The organism is Streptomyces sp. Ru62 (genome assembly GCF_002920615.1).
Taxonomy (GTDB): Bacteria; Actinomycetota; Actinomycetes; order Streptomycetales; family Streptomycetaceae; genus Streptomyces.
This window is the reverse complement of the sequence record NZ_PQSU01000010.1, coordinates 81860-102853: the sequence shown is the minus strand read 5'-3', so window position 1 is coordinate 102853 and position 20994 is coordinate 81860. Positions and strand designations below refer to the sequence as shown.

The following is a 20994-nucleotide window of genomic DNA, read 5'->3' as shown; positions in this document are numbered from 1 at the left end:
CCAGGGGGTCAGATGATGCCGAACAGGATGCCCGCGCCGAGGACCACGAGCGAGGTGAGGGCGGCCCACTTGACCACGAACCGGGTGTGGTCGCCGAACTCCACCTTGGCCATGCCGACCAGGACGTACACGGCCGGGACGAGCGGGCTGGACATGTGCAGGGGCTGGCCGATGATCGAGGCGCGGGCGATCTCCACCGCGGAGACGCCGTGCGCCTGGCCCGCCTCGGCGAGCACCGGCAGGACACCGAAGTAGAAGCCGTCGTTGGACATGAAGTAGGTGAGCGGGATGCTCAGCACGCCGGTGACGAGGGCCATGTGCGGGCCCATGCCGTCGGGGACGTTGTCCACCAGCCACTTCGCCATGTGGTCGACCATGCCCGTGCCCTGGAGGACGCCGGTGAAGACGGCGGCGGCGAAGACCATGCCGGAGACGTTGAGGACGTTCTCGGCGTGGGCGGCGATCCGGGCCTTCTGGTCCGGCATGTGCGGGAAGTTGACGGTCAGAGCGAGGGCGGCGCCGAGCAGGAAGAGAACCGGGATCGGCAGCCACTCCATGATCATGGCGGTGAGCAGCGCGACCGTGAGCAGCGCGTTGAACCAGTAGAGCTTGGGGCGCAGGGTGGGGCGGTCCGGGTCCAGGCCCTGGAAGCTCTCGTCCTCCGGCCCGTCGGGCAGGTCCACGCCCGGGCCGGAACCGCCGGCCTTCGTGACGTCCTTGCCGGCACCGGCGCCGACCAGCACCGTCTCGGTCTCCTCCACCAGCACCTCGTCCAGCGTCAGCACACCGAGCCGCTTGCGCTCGCGGCGGCCGAGGACGTAGGCGAGGGCGAAGACGAACAGCAGGCCCATGGCGAGGGCCGGGATCATCGGCACGAAGATGTCACTGGCGTCGAGCTTCAGCGCGGTGGCGGCGCGGGCGGTGGGGCCGCCCCACGGCAGCGTGTTCATCACGCCGTTGGCCATGGCGGCGACGCCGGTCATCACGACCAGGGACATCTTCAGGCGCTTGTACAGCGGGTACATCGCCGAGACGGTGATCATGAAGGTGGTGGAGCCGTCGCCGTCCAGGGAGACGATCGCGGCGAGGACCGCCGTGCCGACCACGATCCGCAGCGGGTCGGCCTTGCAGAACCTGAGAATGCCCCGCACGACCGGGTCGAAGAGGCCGACGTCGATCATCACACCGAAGTAGACGATCGCGAACATGAGCATCGCCGCGGTGGGGGCGAGGCCGGTGACGCCGTCGATGACGTAGTCGCCGAGCTTGGCGCCCTTGCCCACGAACACGCAGAAGAGCGCGGGTATGAGCACGAGCGCCGCGATCGGCGACATCTTCTTCAGCATGATCAGGACCAGGAAGGTCGCGATCATGGCGAAGCCGAGGATGGTCAGCATGAATGGATACCTAACGTTCGCCCTTGAACATCCCACCTGGGGGTCGGCGGTGCGATGACGTTAGGTCCGTTCAAACGGCGTTAACAAGATGTTGACGCGCGAGCAATAAGCGCGAAAGTCCAGGTCACGGCAGTGCTACGACCGCTGCGAGCTCGACGGGGACGCCGTTGAGGACCGCGTTGCCCGACAGCGGGTCGAGCAAACTGCCGTCGAGCAGCTGGTTGACGTTGACGCCGGGGTCGGTGGAGGCGTGGCGCAGCCGGGTGCCGGGGCGGTCGTGGCCCCAGCCGTGCGGCAGGCTCACCACGCCGGGCCGGACGCCGTCGGTGACCTCCGCGGGGGCCACCACCTCTCCCCCGGCGCCCTTCACCCGGACGTCCGCGCCGTCCCGGACGCCGAGGCGGGCCGCGTCCTCCGGGTGGATGTGCACCGTGCAGCGGTTGCTGCCGCCGGTGAGCGCGGGCACGTTGTGCATCCAGCTGTTGTTGGAGCGCAGATGGCGGCGGCCGACGAGGACCAGGCCCGCGGACCGCTCGCGCAGGGCCGCCCGGAGCCGGGGCAGGTCGCCGGCGATGGGCCCGGGCAGCAGCTCGACCCTGCCGCTGCGGGTCTTCAGCGGCTGCGGCAGGCGCGGGCGCAGCGGGCCGAGGTCGATGCCGTGCGGGTGGGCGAGCAGCTTCTCCAGGGTCAGCCCGTCGGGGTGGGCGCCGAAGCCGTCGCCGTACGGGCCGAGGCGCAGCATCATGTCGAGCCGTCGCTCGGGGCCGTTGTCGCCGGTCAGCAGGGCGGCGAGTTCGTGCGGGTCACGCCCGTGCACCGGCCCGTGCGCGTCCTGGACGGCCTTGCCGAGGGTCTGGTCGATGACCGTGGCGTCGACGGCGGCGGGGTCGGCCCCGTGCATGCCCGTGGCGGCCAGGACCAGCCGGGCGAGGATCTCGGTCTCCGCCATGCGGCCGGGCTCCAGCGGGACGGCGGGGCGGGTGTAGCGGACCTGGTTGCGCACGGCCAGGGTGTTGAAGGCGAAGTCGTGGTGCGGGCTCTGCGAGGGCGGCGGCGGGGGCAGGACGACATGGGCGTGGCGCGAGGTCTCGTTGAGGTACGGGTCGACGCTGACCATGAAGTCCAGGGACTCCAGGGCCTTGTCGAGCCGGTCGCCGTCGGGCGCGGAGAGCACGGGGTTGGCGGCGACGGCGATCAGCGCGCGGACCGCAGTCCCCTCGTCGGTCGCGGTGTCGATCTCCTCGGCGAGCGCGGCGAGCGGCAACTCCCCCTTCGCCTCCGGGTGCCGGCTCACCCGGGAGTGCCAGCGGCCGAGCGCGAAGCCGCGGCCGGGGCCCGCCGGGCGGGGCGTCCGGTCGGTGGCGGCCTGCGGGAAGAGCGCGCCGCCGGGCCGGTCCAGGTTGCCGGTGAGGATGTTCAGGACGTCGACCAGCCAGCTGGCCAGGGTGCCGTGCGGGACGGTGCAGCTGCCGATGCGGGCGTAGACGGCGGCGGCCGGGGCGGCGGCGAGCTCGCGGGCGAGGGTGCGGATGACACCGGCGTCCAGGTCGCAGGCGGGCGCCACGGCCTCGGGGGTGAAGTCGGCCAGCGCGTCCCGTAGTTCGTCGAGCCCCTCGACGTGCGGGGCCAGGTGGCGGAGGTCGACCAGGTCCTCCGTGAAGAGGGTGTGGGCCGTCGCGGCGAGCAGCAGGGCGTCGGTGCCGGGACGTATCGCCAGGTGGCGGTCGGCGAGCTTCGCGGTGCGGGTGCGGCGCGGGTCCACGACGGTGAGGCGTCCGCCGCGCGCCTTGAGGGCCTTGAGCCTGCCGGGGAAGTCGGGGGCGGTGCACAGACTGCCGTTGGACTCAAGGGGGTTGGCGCCGATGAGCAGCAGGTGGTCGGTGTGGTCGAGGTCCGGCACCGGGATGGCGTTGGCGTCGCCGAACAGCAGCCCGCTGGAGACGTGCTTGGGCATCTGGTCGACCGTGGAGGCGGTGAACAGGCTGCGGGTGCGCAGGGCCCCGAGCAGGACCTGCGGGTAGAGGGCACCGGCCATGGTGTGCACGTTGGGGTTGCCGAGGACCACGCCGACGGCGTCGGGACCGTACCGCTCCACCACCGGGCGCAGACCTGCGGCGACCGCGTCGAAGGCCTCCTCCCAGGTGGCCTCGCGCAGGCTGCCGTTCTCCCGGACGAGCGGGGCGCGCAGCCGGTCGGGGTCGCCGTCGACGGCACCGAACGCGGCGCCCTTGGGGCAGATGAACCCCTTGCTGAAGACGTCGTCCCGGTCACCGCGGGCGCTGGTGACGCGGGTGCCCTCGATGGTGAGGCTCAGCCCGCAGGTGGCCTCGCACAGGGGGCAGATTCGCAGGGCGGTGCGGGACACGGGTCCTCCCGGAGGGGTCGGCGACGGGGTCACCCGCGCAGCAGCGGGCGGACCGGCTGGGCCGAGCATACCGACCGGTATGCACGGAGGGGAGGCCCCGCGCGCACCCCGTCCACCCGGACGCACGCCGCGGCCGACGGACGCGCCGGCCGCCGGTTGACGTGTCGGCCGGCGGGCACCGGCCTTGCGGGGACACTCCGGTCGGCCCTCGCCGGCCTGGACGGCGGGCACCCCGGTCGGCCCAGGCCGGCCTGGCGGGGACACCCCGCTCACCTTCGCCGGCCGTCGGGTGACATGCCGGTCGGCCCTCGCCGGCCTTGGGGACACACCGGCCGGGCCACGGCCCTGGAGGGACACACCGGTCGCCCCCCCCGCCGGCCGCCGTCGGGTGACACGTCGGCCGGCGCCGGTCCGGGTCTCAGTCCAGTACGCGCCCCAGATACGCCCGGAGCAGCTCCCGGGTCTCCGTGATGATCGCCTCGTCACCCTGCGGATCGATCCGGAAGGCGAGCTGGACGAGGGTGTCGGCGCTCTCCACGGCGACCAGGAAGACCCGCCGCAGGTCCGCGTCCGGGGTACGGCCGAGATAGCCGGCGAGCAGGTCCGTGAGCCGGTCGGCGACCCGGGTGTTGGGCTCGGCGTGGCGGGAGCCGACCGGGATCTGGTTGCCGAAGTCCACCAGGGAGAAGCCGGGCGCCGTGCGCTTCATGCCCAGGTACTCGTCCAGGACGGCGTCCATCGCGGCCCGCCAGTCCCCCTTGCCGGCCTTCTTCAGCCGCTCGGTGACACGCTCGACGTACCGCTCCAGGTTGCGCTGGGCGAGGGCGTCGGCCATCTGCCGCTTGTTGCCGAAGAAGCGGTAGACCGAGCCGATGGGCACGCCGGCGCGCTGGGCGACCGCGCGCGTGCTCAGGGCGTCGTAGCCGACCTCGTCGAGGAGTTCGGCGCAGGCGTCCAGGATCCTGGTCAGCCGTTCGGCACTGCGCCGCTGGACGGGCGCGCGGCGGAGCGATGTCGCTTGGGGCACGGGCTTCATGATGCCTTTCCGCCGGGGTCCGGTGAACCTCCCCCCACAGTACGGAGACAGGTGGCCCTTGCACTCATTCACCGGCGGCACAGAGAACCGTGGCCCTCATCCACCGGTGACGCAAAGGGCCATGCTCCTCATCCACCGGCGGCACACGGAACCGGTGGCCCTCATCCCGCCGGCACACGGGACCGTGACCGTCATGCGCCCGTGAGGTCGGCGTTCCGGGCGGCGCTCACCCCGTGCCCGTCTCCGCGTCGGACACCGTGATGTCGGCGGTGCTCTGGACCGGCTTGCCGCGGACGGCCCACACCGTGCCGTCGTCGGCGTAGAGGCGGACGGTGATCTGGTGGGTGCCGTGCGGCACGAGACCGGCGGCCAGGTGGTACGTGGGTGTGCGCAGCCGGGCGACCCGGTGGCCGTCGACGAACAGATGGGCGAGCCCGCGGCCGATGGCCGCCGCCGGCCGGGTGCCGGGCGCGGAGAGCCGGAAGTGACGGAGGGTCAGCCGTACGTCCCAGCCGCCGGCCGAGTCCGGGGTGACCTCCACGGCGACCTCGGGGGCGTTCCGCTGGGCCACCTCGCGCAGGTTCCGGCCGGTCTCGTCGGTGTCGTCCAGCACCTTCCCCACGGGCGACGGCGAGACGGTCGTCCCGCCGTGCGCCTCACCGCTGGTGCAGGCCGCCGCTCCGAGCGGCAGCAGGACGCCCGCCGCGAGCGCGGCGAGGGCTCCACGCGTCCACTTCGTCCACGACATGACCGGGAGCGTAGAACAGCACCGGGGCGCTCCGGATCCCCCTGAAGTCTGGTTCCCGCTCTACCCCGCGGGGAGGACCACGACCCCTCTTGCGCGGACCCCCACTCATTCCTACGGTGATGCATAGGAATCGGGAGCACAAGGAGCGATCATGAGCGATGGGGGCACCTCCCGCGCGAGCGTGTTCGAGCGCGGGGGAGCACGGAAGGCCGCCGAGGGGCTGTCGTATCTCACCGGGTTCGGCAACGAACACGCCTCGGAGGCGGTGCCGGGCGCCCTGCCCGAGGGCCGCAACTCACCGCAGCGCGCGCCGCTGGGCCTCTACGCGGAGCAGTTGAGCGGTACGGCGTTCACCGAGCCGCGTGCGCACAACCGGCGCTCGTGGCTCTACCGCATCCGCCCCTCGGCCGCGCACCCGGCGTTCACCCGCACCGGCAACGGCGCGATCCGCACGGCTCCCTTCACCGAGGCGGTGCCCGACCCCAACCGGCTGCGCTGGAACCCACTGCCGGAGCCCCCGGCCGGCACCGATTTCCTGGCCGGTCTCTGGACGCTGGGCGGCAACGGCGACGCGACCCAGCGCACGGGCATGGCCGTGCACCTGTACCACGCCAACGTCTCGATGGAGCGGGTCTTCTCGGACGCCGACGGCGAACTGCTGATCGTGCCCGAGCGCGGCGGGCTGCTGCTGCACACCGAGTTCGGCCGGCTTCATGTGGAGCCGGGCCATGTGGCGCTGATCCCCCGTGGAGTGCGCTTCCGTGTGGAACTGCTCGATGAGTCGGCCCGCGGCTATGTGTGCGAGAACTACGGGGCTCCGTTCAGGCTGCCCGACCTGGGCCCGATCGGTGCCAACGGGCTCGCCAACCCCCGGGACTTCCGGGCCCCCGTGGCGGCGTACGAGGACGTCGAGGGGCCGGTGGAGGTGGTGAACAAGTTCTGCGGCAACCTCTGGACGGCGACCTACGACCACAGCCCCCTGGACGTGGTCGCCTGGCACGGCAACCATGTGCCGTACATCTATGACCTGCGCCGATTCAATGTGATCGGCACCATCTCCTACGACCACCCGGACCCCTCCGTCTTCACGGTGCTGACCTCCCCGTCGGACACCCCGGGGCTGGCGGGCGTGGACTTCGTGGTCTTCGCGCCGCGCTGGCTGGTGGGCGAGGACACCTTCCGGCCGCCGTACTTCCACCGGAACGTGATGAGCGAGTACATGGGCCTGATCGAGGGCGCCTACGACGCCAAGGCGGAGGGCTTCGTGCCCGGCGGCGGCTCGCTCCACAACATGATGTCGGCGCACGGCCCGGACCGGGAGACGTTCGACCGGGCGAGCGCGGCCGAACTGAAGCCGCAGAAGCTCGACGACGGACTGGCGTTCATGTTCGAGACCCGCTGGCCGGTGACCCTCACCCCCCAGGCGGCGGGCGCCGACCACCTCCAGCGGCGCTACGACGACGTGTGGCAGGGACTGGAGCGGCACTTCAGGGGCTGACCGCCTCCGTTGCGCCGGACGTTCTCCGCCAGGTACGGATAACCGCGTGACCTCCTTCGCCCCGGATTCGATCGTCCTGAACCGCAAGCTGCCGCTGTGGTACCAGGTGTCGCAGTCGCTGCGCGCCTCGATACTGGGCCGCTCCCCCGAGGACCCGCTGCGCCTGCCCACCGAGGAGCGGCTGGCGGAGCACTACGGGGTGAGCGTGCTGACCATGCGGCAGGCGTTGAAGGAGCTGGAGGACGAGGGTCTGATCAGCCGGCACCGACGGCGCGGCACGTTCATCGAGCCCGGAGCGCGGCGCGGGGCCCCGGTCCGGCTGCTGGGCTCGGTGGACGCGATCGTGGCCCAGCAGTCCGGGATGACGACCGAGCTGCTCGGCCACGGTCGCGTGCCGGTGCCGGCCGGGCTCGCCGAGTACTTCCCGGATGTCGCGGAGGTGGCGACGTACCACCGGCTGCGCAGCGACGAGAAGACCGGCGAGCCGACCAACCACGCCGTCAACCACATCCGACCGGAACTGGCCGAGGGCATCGACCCGGAGGACCTGGTCCGCTGGCCGATGACCAAGGTGCTGCGGGACATGGTGAAGGCGGACATCAGCCGGATCACGGACACCGTGGAGGCCCGGCTCGCCGACCCGGAGACGGCCCGGCTGCTCGAAGTCCCGCTGCTCAGCCCGATCCTGCACTACACCGGGGTGACGTACGACAGCGAGGGCCGGGTGCTGGACGTGGCGGTCATCCACTACCGGGGCGACCGCTTCTCGTTCACCGTCACGCTCGACGCGTGAACGCTCCGCCGGCTCAGCCGGGTGAGCCGTCCGTCGTCCGCGGGGCCCGTCGTGGTGGGTCGCGCGGTTCCCCGTGCCCCTTCGGGGGCGCTACCCGCTGTCGTAGCATGCCGTGCGTGACGCACGACGACGCTCCGCTGCTGGCGGACCTCATGCCGTGGTCCGTCGCACCGCTGCGGCCGGGCCGCGCCTGGCCGACGGCACCGGACCCGGCCTCGCTGAGGGCCCGCTGGGACGCGCTGCTGAAGGCCCAGGGCCCGGACCGGGAGGCATTGTTCGAGCCCACCCGCGCCCGTACGCTCCAGTCGGCGGTGGGCCAGTTGCCCGGTTCACCCGCCGGCACCGAGCGGCTCGTGCGCGCCGAGGGACCCTGCCCGGAGCCGGTGCGGGTGCTGGCCGCCCCCTTCGACGAGCAGTGGCTGATCCCGGACCACCGGCTGATCGACACGGCCCGCCCGGAGCTGTGGCGGGTGGCGGACGCGCACCAGGTGTTCACGGTCGAGACGGGTGACGCCGGCGCCCCGCTGCTGGCGACCGGGCTCCTGCCCACGCTGCGCCCGGGCCGCGTCCGTCCGCTCTACCGCCGCCTCGGCGGCACGGAACCGAACCTCGCCCCCGGGCTGCTGGACCACCTGACGGCCCGTCTGGGCACGCGCCCCTCGGCACCGGACGTGCTGGCCTGGATCCTGATGACGGCCGGCCCCGGCCTCACCGTCCCGCTCACCGGCGACCCCGGGCTGTGGGCGTCCGGCGTGGAGACGGGCCGCCGGGCCCTGTGGCTGATGCGGCGGGACGGCGAGCGCCCCAAGCTGCCGGGCGGGCGGCGCCCCTACGTCCGCGCGCCCCTGCCGAACCGCCCGCTCGCCCTCCACTACGACCGCGACGAGGAGACCCTGCACCTGGACGAGGGCCGTATCTCGCCCGTCCCGCCCGAGGCCTGGGACTACGAGGTGGCCGGGGTGCGGGTCCTGGAGAACTGGTTGGCGGTGCGCACCGCGCCGGCCGAGCCGGGCACGCTCGCCGCGATCCGTCCCGCGGTCTGGCCCCAGACCTGGACGTCGGAGCTGCTGGAGCTGATCACGGTCCTCGCCCTGCTGGCGGAACTGCGCTCGTCCCGCGACGGGTTCAAGGTGACGTCACCGGTCACGGCGGCCGAGCTGCGGGAGGCGGGCGTCCTGCCGGTACCGGAGTCCTCCCGCCGCCCCGCCTCGGTCCTCGACCACCACGAGGAGGGCCCGGACGGACAGGTCCCGCTGCTCTAGCCGCCGTCCATCCGTACGCCCGGATCGACGACCGGCGCCTCACGCCACCCCTGGTCCACCGCGCGGCCGGCCACCCACGATCCGCACCCGCCGCATCCGCCCGGCTAGCGCGGCGCGAACGCGTGGATGACCCTCTCCACCATCCGCTCGAACACCGCACCCTGCCCCGCCTGGTGCGCGAACTCGACGCGGCCGGCGTGCCGTTGCTGGACGCCGGCATCCGGCCGCCCACCCTCGACGACGTCTTCCTGCGGCTCACCGGTGAGTCCGCCGACAGTGAGGAGCGTGCCGCGTGAGCGCGTCGGCGTACGACGGACTGGCGATGACGGGCCGGCAGCTGCGCCGGGTCCGCAACAACCCGGGCCTGGCGGTCCTGACCCAGCTGATGCCGGTCAACATGCTGCTGTTCTTCGGCTACGTGTTCGGCAGCGCCCTGGCGGTGCCCGGCCGCGAGTACCGCTCCTTCCTGGTGCCCGGGCTGCTCGTCGCCAGGGCCGCCGGCGGGCTGATGAACGGCATGTTCCAGGCCGCCCAGGACACCCACCGGGGGGTGAAGGACCGGTTCCGCACGATGCCGGTGAGCCGGGCCGCCGTCCCCCTCGGGCAAGCCGTCGCGGACCTGCTCGTCACCACCGTCGGGGCGGTGCCGCTGCTGCTCACCGGGCTCGCGGTGGGCTGGCGGATCGAGGGGTCCGCAGCCGGGGCGGCCGGTGCCGTGGGGCTGCTGCTGCTCTTCCGGTTCGCCTGCACCTGCGCCGGGATCCTCCTGGGCCTGCTGTCCCGCAGCGAGGAAGCCGCCGGGCAGCTCGGCGCCGCCTCCTTCGTGCTGCCGCTGCTGTCGAACGCGTACATCCCCACCGGCAACCTGCCGGGCTGGCTGCGCACGCTCGCCGAGTGGAACCCGATCAGCGCGGTGACCACCGCGCTGCGGGACCTCTTCGGCAACGCGCCCGTCCCGGAGGGCGCCGCCTGGCCGGTCGCCCACCCGGTCGCGGGGTCGCTGGCCTGGAGCCTCGCCCTCACCGCGGTGTTCCTGCCGCTCGCCGTCCGCAGGTACGCCCGGGCCGAATGAGTCCGCACTGCTGACAGAGCCGCCGGTCAGGGGAGATCATCCACCTCATGGATCATCTCCCGCTGCCCCTGGACGGCATCACCGTCGTCGCCGTCGAACAGGCCGTGTCCGCGCCCTTCGCGACCCGGCAGCTCGCCGACCTGGGGGCCAGGGTCATCAAGGTGGAGCGGGTCGACGGCGGCGACTTCGCGCGCGGCTACGACACCGCGGCCCGCGGTCTCGCCTCGCACTTCGTGTGGTGCAACCGCGGCAAGGAGTCCATCGCGCTGGACCTCAAGGACCCGCGTGCCCTGGACGTCGTACGGCGGCTGGTCGCGGACGCGGACGTGTTCGTGCAGAACCTCGCGCACGGCGCGGCGGCCCGGCTCGGCCTGGACGCGGCCACGCTGTGCGCCGCCCACCCGCGGCTGATCGCCGTGGACATCTCGGGCTACGGCGGCTCGGGGCCGTACTCGGACAAGCGGGCCTACGACATGCTCGTGCAGTGCGAGGCGGGTCTGGTGTCGGTGACCGGGACACCGGAGCAGCCGGTGAAGGCGGGCATCCCGGCCGCGGACATCGCCGCGGCCATGTACGCGTTCTCCGGTGTGCTGGCCGCGCTCGTACGGCGCGGGACGACCGGGCGGGGCGGGCCGGTGGAGGTGTCCATGCTGGAGGCGCTCGCCGAGTGGATGGGCCATCCGCTGCACCACGCGCTGCACGGCGGGGAGCCGCCGGCCCGCACCGGGCTGGCGCACGCCGTGATCGCGCCGTACGACGCCTATCCGACGGCGGACGGCGGGCGGGTGCTGCTGTCGGTGCAGAACGACCGGGAGTGGCGACGGCTCGCCGAACAGGTCATAGGACGCCCGGAACTGGGCACCGATCCGGCGTACGCGACCAATGCGGCGCGGGTGGCGCACCGGGAGCGGACCGACGCCCTGGTCGCGGGGGCGCTGGCGGTGCTGGACGCGGAGGAGGCGTTGGCCCGGCTGGAGAAGGCGGGCATCGCCTGCGCCCGGCTGCGGGACGTGCGCGAGCTGGCGGAGCATCCGCAGCTGGCGGCCCGGGAGCGGTGGCGTCAGGTGGGGTCGCCGGCCGGGCCGCTGAAGGCGCTGCTGCCCCCCATCACGCTGCCGGGCGGGGACGAGACACGGATGGGTGACGTGCCCGCACTCGGACAGCACACCGGAGCGCTGCTGCGTGCCGTGGGGATGACGGACGACGAGATCGCAGCGCTGCGCCGGGACGGTGTGGCGGCCTGAGCGCGGGCATCCCTGCTCGGGTCAGGGGCCCTGCGGTGCGGTCAGTGACCGCCGAACAGCGAACGGCGCAGCCGGCGCAGCGGCGCGAAGAGGGAGACGCGGCCGATCCGCGTGCCCCGGTCACTGCGCTGGTGCACGGAGTCACGCGCCGTCAGTTCACGCATCAGCGACGTCGCCTCGACCGTCTCCCGCTGCGGTATGGCGGGACCCGCCAGCACCGACAGATGGCGGTCGAGCCGCGAACTGGTCGCACTGCTCCCGCAGGTGATCGCAGGGATCCTGGCCCTGCTGCGCACTGTTATCTGCTCCATGTCACTCCCCACCCGTACGAGTCCACCCGGCCCGGGCAGGGTAACCCTATCGCCCCGTTGGGGCACGCGTGTATCTCGGCCACAGGATTCACCTTCCCCGTAAGGTGGTTGATCATCCACCTTTGACTACTCTCCGAATCCGACCGATTTCAGGGTGAGTTGGACAATGGGCTGACCAGTGGGCTGTGCTGATCCACCGTCAGGCTCGACGGTCACGGCGAGTGACGTCGAGGAGGCGTCGAGACCCTTGGCGACCAAGGGCGTGTCGCCCGCGAGGAGGCCCAGGGAGCGCGGTTGCACCCGGGGACGCATGAGCCAGAGCTGGTGCACGCGCCCGCCGGACGGCGTGCCGTACCCGCTGAGGGTGACGACGGCCTCCCGCTCGGAGGCGGAAGCGATTACTCCGATACTGCGGCCGCGCGCGTCCTCGCTGCTCACCGCGCGGGCGTCCGGAGCGGCCAGAACGTGGGCGATCTCACGTGCCCGGACCCGCTCGGCGGCGAGCCGGTCCTCGGTGCGGTGCGCCTGGACCGCGAAGAGGGAGGCGACGACGAGTGCCGCGGCGGCCGTGACCGTGGCGAACGGGACGAAGAGGGGGCGGCGCGCCCGGGACGTCCGGGCGCGGCCCGGCGGGGGCTGGGTGCCCCAGACGTGCGGCGGAAGCTGGGGCGCGCGCTCCCGGGCCGGCGCCTGGTCCCGTGCGCCCGCGCGGCCGCGCGCCGGCTCCTGCGGGGTGGTACGGACGGCGGCCAGCACCCGCTCGCGCAGGGCGGGGGGCGCCGGGGCCGCCGTCGACCAGGCGAGGCGGACCGCGTCCTCGGCCAGCTCCCGCACCTCGGCGGCGCAGCGGTCGCAGCCCGCCAGGTGCTTCTCGAAGCGGCGCCGCTCGCCCGGTTCCAGCGCGTCGAGCGCGTAGGGCGCGGCGAGGGAGTGCGGGTCCTCGCGGCGCAGCAGCTTGCCGAGGATGCTCATGCGGCGCCTCCCAGGCACTGGCGCAGCCGGGTGAGTCCGTCGCGCATCCGCGTCTTGACCGTGCCGAGCGGCAGCGAGAGCCGCTCGGCCACCTCACGGTAGGTGTACCCGTCGTAGTAGGCCAGGGTCACCGACTGGCGTTGCAGGGCCGTGAGCCGGTTCAGGCAGCGGCGTACCCACTCGCGTTCCAGGCCGGCCTCGACCTCCTCGGCGACGTGGTCGAACGCGGGCTCCCCGGCGCGCAGGGCCTCGCGCTGCTCGCGTTCGCCGGCCGCGCGGGCGCTGCGCACCCGGTCGACGGCGCGACGGTGGGCGAGGGTGAGGATCCAGGACAGGGCGCTGCCCCGGCCGGGGTCGAACCGGGCCGCGGAGCGCCACAGTTCGAGCAGCACCTCCTGGGCGACCTCCTCGGACTGGGCGGGGTCCCGCACCACCCGTCGCACCAGTCCGAACACCGGCCCGGAGACCAGTGCGTACAGCTCCTCGAACGCCCTGTGATCGCCGCCGGCCACGAGCACCAGCAGCTCGTCCGCCTGCATGCGGGCCCCCTCTCCGTGGCCGCAGCCGGCTCTTCCTCGCGCACCGCGCATCCGCACCGTGACACACCTCCCCGAGGGGGTACGGATCAGCGGGCCGAAAACGCGGGTCCGAGGGCGGCGAAAAGTTTTTCCCGTCCGACCAATCCGATCGGCGTCCCCGCTCCGTATACCCGTCCGTCAAAGGCAAGTCGGCACTGAGGACGGACGGCATGACACCTCTCTTCTCCAGGGGCGCCCTCGCCAGGAGGGCGCACTCCGGGCGCGGCACCGGACGCACGGGCCTGGTCACGCTCATCTGCGGCGCGCTGGCCGCCGGAGGGCTCACGGCCGCCGGCGTCGCCACGCTGGAACCCGGGACGGCCGCCGCCTCCTCCCACCGGGAGGCGCCGCTGATCTCGGGCACCCCGCAGTACGACAACACGGACCTGTACGCGTTCGTGAGCCCGGACAAGCCCGACACGACGACGATCGTGGCGAACTGGATCCCCTTCGAGGAGCCGGCCGGCGGACCGAACTTCTACACGTTCGCCGACGACGCCCAGTACGACCTGCACATCGACAACAACGGTGACGCGCAGGGCGACCTGGTCTTCCGCTACACCTTCAGGACCCGTACGAAGAACGGGAACACGTTCCTGTACAACACCGGCCCGGTCACCAGCCTGGACGACCCCGACCTCAACGTCACCCAGACCTACGACATCGATCTCATCAGGCTGCGGGGCGGGCACGAGATGTCGAGGACCAAGCTGGCCGACGACGTGCCGGTGGCGCCGTCGAACGTCGGCAAGGCGTCCATGCCGGACTACGGCAAGCTGCGCGCGCAGGCGGTGTACAAGGCGGCGGGCGGCGCCGCCACCTTCGCCGGGCAGGCGGACGACCCGTTCTTCCTGGACCTGCGCGTCTTCGACCTGCTGTACGGCGGGAACCTCACCGAGGTCGGCCGGGACACCCTCAAGGGATACAACGTCAACACCATCGCCCTCCAGGTGCCGAACGAGCTGATCCGCGAGTCCGCCCACCAGCCGGTCGTGGGCGTCTGGTCGACCACCCAGCGGCGCAACGCGCAGGGCTACTACAGCCAGGTCTCGCGCCTCGGCAACCCGCTGGTCAACGAGGTCGTCAACCCGCAGAAGGACAAGGACAGGTTCAACGCGTCCCAGCCCGCGTACGACGCGCAGTTCCTGAAGAACGTCACCAACCCGGAGCTGCCGAAGCTCATCGAGTCGATCTACAAGATCAAGGCACCCGCCGAGCCGCGCAACGACCTGGTCGACGTCTTCCTCAAGGGCGTCAAGGGCCTCAACCAGCCGCCGAACGTGCGGCCTTCGGAGGAGCTGCGGCTGAACACCTCCGTCAAGCCGAGCATGCACCCGAAGCGGCTGGGGGTGCTGGACGGCGACAACGCGGGCTTCCCGAACGGCCGTCGGCTCACCGACGACGTGATCGACGCGTCCCTCCAGGTGGTCGAGGGCGAACTGGTCGGCTCCAAGAACGACTTGGGCGACGCGGTCGACAAGAACGACAAGAAGTTCGAGAACTACTTCCCGTACGTCGCCCAGCCCACGTCCGGTTCGCGCGGCTCGCTCGCCAAGGGCACGACGGCGGGGGCGGACGTGCGCAGCCAGCTCGGGGACGCCCTCCGGCCGGCCGGGGCCTCCGGCGGCTCCGGCGACACCGTGCTGATCGCCGCGTCGGCGGCCTCGGGTGCGGCCGGGATCCTGCTGATCGGCACCGCCTTCGCCTGGTGGCGCCGGCGCATGCAGCGCCCGTACTGACCCGCACCCACCGAGACCGGCGCGGCCCGTGTTCCTCTCCCCCACGGCGGGCCGCGCCTCCCATACGACCGACGGAGGAGAAGGCATGGGCCCGCGCGGGCACGACGACGAGCAGGACGGGCAGAGGGTGGCGGAGCCGGAGGACGGGCAGAGGGTGGTGGGTGACGAGGAGGACGGGTCGAGCACGGGTCCGGCCGAGGACGAGTCGCCGGCACCGTCCGCACCGGCGCCCACGCCCTCCAGCACTGCGGCGGCCACACCCTCCGGGGCGACCTCCTCGTGCGGCGGCGACGACCGGGTCGCCGCCGTGCGACGGGTCGGCGCTCTCGGGCGGCTGTGGCGGGGGCGGGCTCGACCGACGCTGAGCGCGGCCCTGTTGGCGGTGGCGCTGACCGGTGGTGCGATCGCGCTCGGTGCGGACCGGGTGCCGGCGTCCGCGCCGGTATCCGTCGGCGCCGTCGACCCGGGTGTCCTCGGCGGGGGCGATCTGGACGCGAGCGTCACCGCGCTCCAGGCGCATCTGCGGTCCCAGCCGAAGGACGCCGGCGCCTGGGCCACCCTCGGTCTGGCCTACGTCGAGCAGGCGCGGACCAAGGGCGACCCGTCCCGGTACCCACGGGCGGAACAGGCGCTGCGGCGGTCCCAGTCGCTGGCGCCGGACGGCGACCAGGCCCTGGCCGGCCGCGCCGCCCTCGCCGCCGCCCGGCACGACTTCAAGGACGCCCTGGCGTTCGCGGACGCGGCCCTGCGCCGGAACCCGTACAGCGAGCGCGCGCTGTCCTCCCGGATCGACGCCCTGGTCGAGCTCGGCCGGTACGACGACGCCGCCGAGGCCGCGAGGACCGCCGACGCGCGCAAGCCGGGCGTACCCGTCTTCACCCGGTACGCGTACGTGCACGAGCTGCGCGGGGACGTGACCACGGCACGCCGGGTTCTGGAGCAGGCGCTGTCCGCCGCCGGTTCGCCGGGCGACACCGCGTACGTGGCCACACAGCTCGGCCAACTCGCCTGGAACCAGGGGGACCACAAGGCGGCGCTCACTCACTACGCGCGTGCCCTGGCCGCCGACGACGGCTACCTGCCGGCGCTGGAGGGCCGGGCCCGCGCACGGGCGGCGAGCGGTGACCGCGCCGGGGCGATCACGGACATGGAGACGGTGGTCGCCCGCTCCCCGCTGCCCGGTCCGCTGGTCGAACTCGGCGAGCTGTACGAGGCGCGCGGCGCGGCCGGCGACCGGGCGCGGGCCCGGCGGCAGTACGCCCTGGTCGACGCCTGGACCGCGCTGGCCCGCGCCAACGGCGTCAACGCCGACCTGGACACCGCGCTGGCCGCCGCCGACCACGGCGACAAGCGGGCCGCCCTGCGCGCGGCCCGCGCCGAATGGGCCCGCCGGCACACCGTGCACACCGCCGACGCCCTCGCCTGGGCGCTGCACGTGAGCGGCCGCGACGCCGAGGCCCTGCCCTACGCCCGCCGGGCCACCGCCACCGGCTACCGCAGCGCCGCCTTCCGCTACCACCGGGGCGCGATCGAGCTGGCCACCGGCCACCGGGCGGCCGGCCGCGCCTGGCTCGCCTCGGCCCTGGAACTGAACCCCGGCTTCTCCCCGCTGGGTGCGGCGCGGGCCCGCGAGGCGCTGGAGGGAGCCGAGTGACACCGCGTCCACGCCCGTCAAAAACGCGTCCGCGCCGGGTGACACCGCGTCTGCTGTGCGTGCTGATCGCCGTGTGCGGCCTGGCCCTCCTCCCGGCCGGCACCGCGAACGCGCACCCCCTCGGCAACTTCACCGTCAATCGCTACGACGGCCTGGTCGCCGCTCCCGGACAGCTCCGCGTCGACCATGTGGAGGACCTCGCCGAGATCCCGGCGACCCAGGCCAAGGCCGACATCGAGCGGCTGGGGCTGGGCGCCTGGGCCCGGCAGCGGTGCGCACGGGCCGCCGCCGGCAGCGCCCTCCGGGTCGACGGGCGCCCGACCGCCCTCACGGCCGTCCGCGGCAGCGCGCGCACGCGTCCCGGCCAGGCCGGCCTCGACACCCTGCGCGTGGAGTGCCGGCTGACCGCCCCGCTGCCCCGCGCGAGCACGGTCACCCTCGACTTCCGGGGCGCGGGTGCCGCCGGCGGGCCCGGCTGGCGGGAGATCACGGCGCGGGGCGACCGCATGACGCTCACCGCCACCGACGTGCCGACGGAGTCGGTGTCCCGGGAACTGACCGCCTACCCCCAGGACCTGCTGTCCTCCCCCGCCGACACCGGGACCGCCTCGCTGCGGGTGCGTCCCGGTGGCCCGGCGCTCGCGGCGGACACGGAGCGGCAGGCGGCCCCGGGCGCCGGTGTGCTCCCCCGGGGGGCCGACCGCTGGACCCGGGCCCTGGAGGACCTCGTGGCCCGGCAGGACCTCACCGTCGGCTTCGCCGGTCTGGCCCTGCTCATCGCCGTCGCCCTGGGCGCGCTGCACGCGCTCGCGCCGGGCCACGGCAAGACCCTGATGGCCGCGACGGCTGCGGCGCGCGGGGGCCGGGCGCGGCCACGGGACGTGCTGCCGATGGCCGCCTCGGTCACCGTGACCCACACCCTCGGTGTGGTCGCCCTGGGCCTCCTGGTCACGGCCGGTTCGGCGGCCACACCGGCGGTGATCTCCTGGCTGGGTCTCGCCGGCGGCGTCCTGGTGCTGGCGGCGGGCGTCACCCTCGTCCGCCGTGCCTGGCGCGACCGTGTGCGGGCGACCGTCGCGGTCCAGGAACCGGTGGAACAGCGGGAACTGGCGACTGTGGGCGGCGGACACAGTGCCGCCCCCCACCATCACCACCACGACAGTGTGGAACACACCCATGGGGACCACGCACACCCCCACCCGCACAGCGACGGTGACCACACGCACACCCACGACGGGCACAGCCATGGCGGGCACACGCACACCCATGGCGGCCTCACCCACACCCACCCGACCGCGCCCACACTCCGCGGCACGATCCTGCTCGGGTTCGCCGGTGGGCTGGTGCCCAGCCCGTCCGCCGTGGTCGTGCTGGTCGGTGCCGCCGCGCTCGGCAAGGCCTGGTTCGGGCTGCTGCTCGTCGTGGCGTACGGAGCAGGTCTCGCGCTGACCCTCACCACCGCCGGGTTCGCCGTCGTACGGCTGGGGGCGGGGGCGGTGCGGGTGCTGGAGCGGCGCCCGCGCTGGAGCGCCCATCCGGTGGCCGTCCTGGTCCGCCGGGCCCTGCCGCTCGGGTCGGCCCTGGTCGTGCTCGCGCTGGGCATGGGACTGGTGCTCAGGGGGGCCGCATCCGCGCTGGGCTGAGCTACCTTTTGGGGAGGATTCGCACGAGATGCCTTGGGGGGCGCCCGTGTCCGAGGAGCCGGGCCCGGAACGTGTGATCGCGGGCCGCTACCGTCTGCTGTCCCCGTTGGGCGAGGGCGGCATGGGGACCGTGTGGCGCGCCCGGGACGAGGTGCTGCACCGCGAGGTGGCCGTCAAGGAGGTGCGGGCACCGGCCGGGCTGCCCGGCGACGAGGTCGAGCGGTTGTACGCGCGCCTGGAGCGCGAGGCGTGGGCGGCGGCCCGGGTCGCGAACCGCAACGTGGTCACGGTGTACGACGTGGCACTGGAGGGCGGCCGGCCGTGGATCGTGATGGAGCTGGTGCGCGGGCTGTCCCTCGCCGACCAGTTGGAGGCGGAGGGTCCGCTGCCACCGCGGCGGGCCGCGCACATCGGCGCCGAGGTGCTGTCCGCGCTGCGCGCCGCGCACGCCGCCGGGGTGCTCCACCGGGACGTGAAACCGGCCAACGTGCTGCTGGCGAACGACGGACGGGTGGTGCTGACCGACTTCGGGATCGCCACGGTGGAGGGCAGTTCCGCGCTGACCATGACCGGTGAGGTGATCGGTTCGCCCGAATACCTGGCGCCGGAGCGGGCCTTGGGGCGGACTCCGGGTCCCGAGTCCGATCTGTGGTCGCTGGGGGTGCTGCTGTACGCGGCCGTCGAGGGCGCCTCCCCGTTCCGGCAGGACACCCCGCTCAGCACGCTGCGCGCCGTCGTGGACGAGGAGTTGCCACCGCCGCGGTGGGCCGGGCCGCTCGCGCCCGTCGTCGAGGGGCTGCTGCGCAAGGACCCGGCCGAGCGGCTGCCGGCCGAACAGGCGGGGCGGGAGCTGCGGCTGGTCGCGGCGGGCGGGTCGGTGCCGGCGGACACCGCGCCCGGTGTGCCGCCGTACGCGCCGGTGGCGACCGCCCCGCCCCCGGAGCCGTCCCGGACCCCGCCGCTGCCCACCGGCTACCCGGATCCGGGCACCACGGCCGCCGCCGGGCCGGACCGGCGGCCGGAGCGGGACCGCCGGGCCGGCGTCGTGCTGGTGGCGGGTGTGCTCGCGGTCGTCCTGGCGCTGGCGGGGCTGACGTACGCGCTGCTGGATCGCGACGACGGGGGCGGACACGGGACCGACAGCGCGAGCACCGGCCGGACCAGCGGCCCTGCGCACTCCCCCACGCCGGGCGGCAGCACGGACACGGGCACCAGGACTCCCTCGCCCTCACGGAGCAGCGCGTCGGCGAGCAGCGGGCCGGCCCAGTCGGTGCGCGTCACCCTCACCGGTGCGCACACGGAGTACTCCGGGACCTGTCCGCCACCTGCCGCGCAGGCGCCCGCGTTCACGGCGGAGTTCACGGTGGGCCGGTTGCCCGCCCGAGTGGAGTACCGGTGGGTGCCGGCGCACGGATCGGTGTCGGACCCGGGGTGGAAGACGCTGTCGTTCCCGGCGGGCGGTGCGCGTACGCGGCAGCAGCGGGTGACGGTGACGGCGGACGCCGGGGGCGGGACGGCCGGGAACGAGATGGGCGTCGAGGTGCGCCGTCCGGTGCGGGCGACGTCGAACTCGGTGCCGTTCTCGGTGACGTGTACGACGGCGGCGGAGACCCCGTCGTCCGGGACCTCCGCCTCACCTTCGGCCTCACCCTGAGAACGTCACCCTGAGCACGTCACCTGAGCACGTCACCTGAGCACGTCACCCTGCCGGGTGAGCCGAACGGGTCATGCCGCGTTGTTCAGCACCGGCAGGTAGCCGCCGGACTGGCCGGACGCGGTCGGGTGGTACGACTCGCCTATGTTGAGCCAGTTGACGCTGTGCAGCCAGGAGTCACCGGAGCAGATCTCGTGGCCGGAGAACGTGGTGCGGACGTCGCCGAAGACGAAGTTGTGGGCGGTGGCGCGGGCCTTGATGGTGTTGTCCATGTAGTCGGCGGCGTCGTTGATCGCGGACCGCTTGGTCTCGGAGAGGCCGAGGCAGGTCTGGCCGAGCAGGTAGAAGCGGGGATAGCCGATGACGACCACCCGGGCGGACGGGGCTTTGGCGCTGATCGCGTTGTAGACGGTGTCCAGCTTGCCGGGGAGCGTGTTGGCGACGTACGCCCTGGCGGTGTTGATGCGGGACAGGCACGTGCTGTCCGAGCTGGTCACACAGGTGGTCATCACGTCGGCGAAACCGGCGTCGTTGCCGCCGATGGTGATGGACACCAAGGAGGTCGAGGAGTTCAGCGAGCCGAGCTGGTTGGCGAGCACGTCGTCCGTCTTCGCGCCGGAGCAGGCGTTGAAGGCGAACGAGGAGGGGCTGTGGGCGGCGTTCCACAGGTAGGGGTAGGCCTTGGTGCTGCGGTCGCAGTCGCCGCTTGAGCTGATGTAGCTGCCGGCGCCCACCCCGGAGGAGTAGGAGTCACCGAGCGCGACGTAGCCGCCGGTCGCGGCGGTCGAGGACGCCTGCGCCGAAGCGGCCCCGGTGAGACCGAGGCCGGCGGCGAGGAGGAGCGAGGTCACGAATCCGGTAAGTCGGGAACGTCTCATGGAACCTCCCTTTAGCAGGATCTCTGCCTCAACTGTGGTACCAGCTACGCGTGTTGACAGGAAGTGTCCATGCCAAGACTTTTGTCATCTCAACGAGATCGACCCAAGACGTTCACCGCTCATCTCTTGCCCGTGCGGTCCCTGTCGGTT

General features: G+C 73.4%; 17 protein-coding genes and 1 pseudogene. 10 read left to right on the top strand and 8 right to left on the bottom strand.

Annotation, left to right across the window (positions count from 1 at the left end; all coding sequences use genetic code 11):
- Positions 1 to 8: 8 nt before the first annotated feature.
- The 4 genes from C3492_RS15400 to C3492_RS15385 all read right to left on the bottom strand — a co-directional run bounded on the left by C3492_RS15400 (position 9) and on the right by C3492_RS15385 (position 5546).
- The gene (locus tag C3492_RS15400) at positions 9 to 1397 is read right to left on the bottom strand and encodes a CitMHS family transporter (protein WP_103812333.1); all 1389 of its coding nucleotides are present in this window, start codon (positions 1395 to 1397) and stop codon (positions 9 to 11) included.
- A 124-nt stretch (positions 1398 to 1521) separates the two neighbouring features.
- A complete protein-coding gene (locus C3492_RS15395) occupies positions 1522 to 3762 on the bottom strand; it encodes a molybdopterin oxidoreductase family protein (protein ID WP_103812332.1) in 2241 nt (746 codons plus the stop codon).
- A 418-nt stretch (positions 3763 to 4180) separates the two neighbouring features.
- Positions 4181 to 4798, bottom strand: a complete 618-nt coding sequence (locus tag C3492_RS15390) for a TetR/AcrR family transcriptional regulator (RefSeq protein WP_103812331.1) — start codon at positions 4796 to 4798, stop codon at positions 4181 to 4183.
- A gap of 226 nt (positions 4799 to 5024) precedes the next feature.
- Positions 5025 to 5546, bottom strand: coding sequence for a hypothetical protein (locus C3492_RS15385; protein WP_103812330.1), 522 nt, complete (start codon positions 5544 to 5546; stop codon positions 5025 to 5027).
- A 151-nt stretch (positions 5547 to 5697) separates the two neighbouring features.
- Between C3492_RS15385 and hmgA the strand changes: the two genes are divergently transcribed.
- From hmgA to C3492_RS15355, 6 genes and pseudogenes are all read left to right on the top strand, one after another.
- Positions 5698 to 7044 (top strand): homogentisate 1,2-dioxygenase, encoded by a 1347-nt coding sequence (gene hmgA / locus C3492_RS15380; protein WP_103812329.1) that lies wholly within the window; start codon positions 5698 to 5700, stop codon positions 7042 to 7044.
- Between the two features lie 46 nt (positions 7045 to 7090).
- Positions 7091 to 7837 carry a GntR family transcriptional regulator gene (locus C3492_RS15375; protein ID WP_103812328.1) on the top strand — a complete coding sequence of 249 codons (747 nt, stop codon included), beginning with the start codon at positions 7091 to 7093 and terminating at the stop codon, positions 7835 to 7837.
- A gap of 107 nt (positions 7838 to 7944) precedes the next feature.
- Entirely contained in the window at positions 7945 to 9099 is a 1155-nt protein-coding gene (locus tag C3492_RS15370; RefSeq protein WP_103812327.1) for a type ISP restriction/modification enzyme, read from the top strand.
- Positions 9100 to 9257: 158 nt separating this feature from the next.
- A pseudogene (locus C3492_RS15365) lies at positions 9258 to 9395 on the top strand (daunorubicin/doxorubicin resistance ABC transporter ATP-binding protein DrrA); the annotation flags it as partial.
- Positions 9392 to 10171, top strand: coding sequence for an ABC transporter permease (locus C3492_RS15360; protein ID WP_103812326.1), 780 nt, complete (start codon positions 9392 to 9394; stop codon positions 10169 to 10171). The pseudogene C3492_RS15365 and the gene C3492_RS15360, both read left to right, overlap by 4 nt.
- Positions 10172 to 10218: 47 nt before the next feature.
- On the top strand, positions 10219 to 11415 hold the full coding sequence (locus C3492_RS15355) for a CaiB/BaiF CoA-transferase family protein (protein WP_103812325.1): 1197 nt from the start codon (positions 10219 to 10221) through the stop codon (positions 11413 to 11415).
- 41 nt (positions 11416 to 11456) lie between these two features.
- Here the strand turns inward: C3492_RS15355 and C3492_RS15350 are convergent, their stop codons facing one another.
- The 3 genes from C3492_RS15350 to C3492_RS15340 form a co-directional block, all read right to left on the bottom strand.
- Positions 11457 to 11726 (bottom strand): hypothetical protein, encoded by a 270-nt coding sequence (locus C3492_RS15350; RefSeq protein WP_103812324.1) that lies wholly within the window; start codon positions 11724 to 11726, stop codon positions 11457 to 11459.
- 126 nt (positions 11727 to 11852) lie between these two features.
- Positions 11853 to 12698 carry an anti-sigma factor domain-containing protein gene (locus C3492_RS15345; RefSeq protein ID WP_103812323.1) on the bottom strand — a complete coding sequence of 282 codons (846 nt, stop codon included), beginning with the start codon at positions 12696 to 12698 and terminating at the stop codon, positions 11853 to 11855.
- The gene (locus C3492_RS15340; protein ID WP_103812322.1) at positions 12695 to 13237 is read right to left on the bottom strand and encodes a sigma-70 family RNA polymerase sigma factor; all 543 of its coding nucleotides are present in this window, start codon (positions 13235 to 13237) and stop codon (positions 12695 to 12697) included. The genes C3492_RS15345 and C3492_RS15340 overlap by 4 nt, the downstream gene beginning before the upstream one ends.
- A 209-nt stretch (positions 13238 to 13446) precedes the next feature.
- Between C3492_RS15340 and C3492_RS15335 the strand changes: the two genes are divergently transcribed.
- From C3492_RS15335 to C3492_RS15320, 4 genes are all read left to right on the top strand, one after another.
- A complete protein-coding gene (locus C3492_RS15335; protein WP_103812321.1) occupies positions 13447 to 15015 on the top strand; it encodes a DUF4331 domain-containing protein in 1569 nt (522 codons plus the stop codon).
- 85 nt (positions 15016 to 15100) lie between these two features.
- Positions 15101 to 16669 (top strand): lipopolysaccharide assembly protein LapB, encoded by a 1569-nt coding sequence (locus tag C3492_RS15330; protein ID WP_258055725.1) that lies wholly within the window; start codon positions 15101 to 15103, stop codon positions 16667 to 16669.
- A 38-nt stretch (positions 16670 to 16707) separates the two neighbouring features.
- Complete coding sequence (locus C3492_RS15325; protein ID WP_103812320.1) at positions 16708 to 18312, top strand: nickel transporter; 1605 nt, start codon at positions 16708 to 16710, stop codon at positions 18310 to 18312.
- A gap of 28 nt (positions 18313 to 18340) precedes the next feature.
- Entirely contained in the window at positions 18341 to 19966 is a 1626-nt protein-coding gene (locus C3492_RS15320; RefSeq protein ID WP_103812319.1) for a serine/threonine-protein kinase, read from the top strand.
- Between the two features lie 71 nt (positions 19967 to 20037).
- Here the strand turns inward: C3492_RS15320 and C3492_RS15315 are convergent, their stop codons facing one another.
- Positions 20038 to 20844 carry an SGNH/GDSL hydrolase family protein gene (locus C3492_RS15315; RefSeq protein WP_103812318.1) on the bottom strand — a complete coding sequence of 269 codons (807 nt, stop codon included), beginning with the start codon at positions 20842 to 20844 and terminating at the stop codon, positions 20038 to 20040.
- Between the last annotated feature and the right edge of the window lie 150 nt (positions 20845 to 20994).

Bases quoted from the DNA above. Each gene is read 5' to 3' on its own strand.
- C3492_RS15400 (WP_103812333.1), bottom strand. From the start codon at position 1,397: ATGCTGACCATCCTCGGCTTCGCCATGATCGCGACCTTCCTGGTCCTG.
- C3492_RS15390 (WP_103812331.1), bottom strand. From the start codon at position 4,798: ATGAAGCCCGTGCCCCAAGCGACATCGCTCCGCCGCGCGCCCGTCCAG.
- C3492_RS15385 (WP_103812330.1), bottom strand. From the start codon at position 5,546: ATGTCGTGGACGAAGTGGACGCGTGGAGCCCTCGCCGCGCTCGCGGCG.
- hmgA (WP_103812329.1), top strand. From the start codon at position 5,698: ATGAGCGATGGGGGCACCTCCCGCGCGAGCGTGTTCGAGCGCGGGGGA.
- C3492_RS15370 (WP_103812327.1), top strand. From the start codon at position 7,945: ATGCCGTGCGTGACGCACGACGACGCTCCGCTGCTGGCGGACCTCATG.
- C3492_RS15355 (WP_103812325.1), top strand. From the start codon at position 10,219: ATGGATCATCTCCCGCTGCCCCTGGACGGCATCACCGTCGTCGCCGTC.
- C3492_RS15350 (WP_103812324.1), bottom strand. From the start codon at position 11,726: ATGGAGCAGATAACAGTGCGCAGCAGGGCCAGGATCCCTGCGATCACC.
- C3492_RS15345 (WP_103812323.1), bottom strand. From the start codon at position 12,698: ATGAGCATCCTCGGCAAGCTGCTGCGCCGCGAGGACCCGCACTCCCTC.
- C3492_RS15340 (WP_103812322.1), bottom strand. From the start codon at position 13,237: ATGCAGGCGGACGAGCTGCTGGTGCTCGTGGCCGGCGGCGATCACAGG.
- C3492_RS15335 (WP_103812321.1), top strand. From the start codon at position 13,447: ATGACACCTCTCTTCTCCAGGGGCGCCCTCGCCAGGAGGGCGCACTCC.
- C3492_RS15330 (WP_258055725.1), top strand. From the start codon at position 15,101: ATGGGCCCGCGCGGGCACGACGACGAGCAGGACGGGCAGAGGGTGGCG.
- C3492_RS15320 (WP_103812319.1), top strand. From the start codon at position 18,341: ATGCCTTGGGGGGCGCCCGTGTCCGAGGAGCCGGGCCCGGAACGTGTG.
- C3492_RS15315 (WP_103812318.1), bottom strand. From the start codon at position 20,844: ATGAGACGTTCCCGACTTACCGGATTCGTGACCTCGCTCCTCCTCGCC.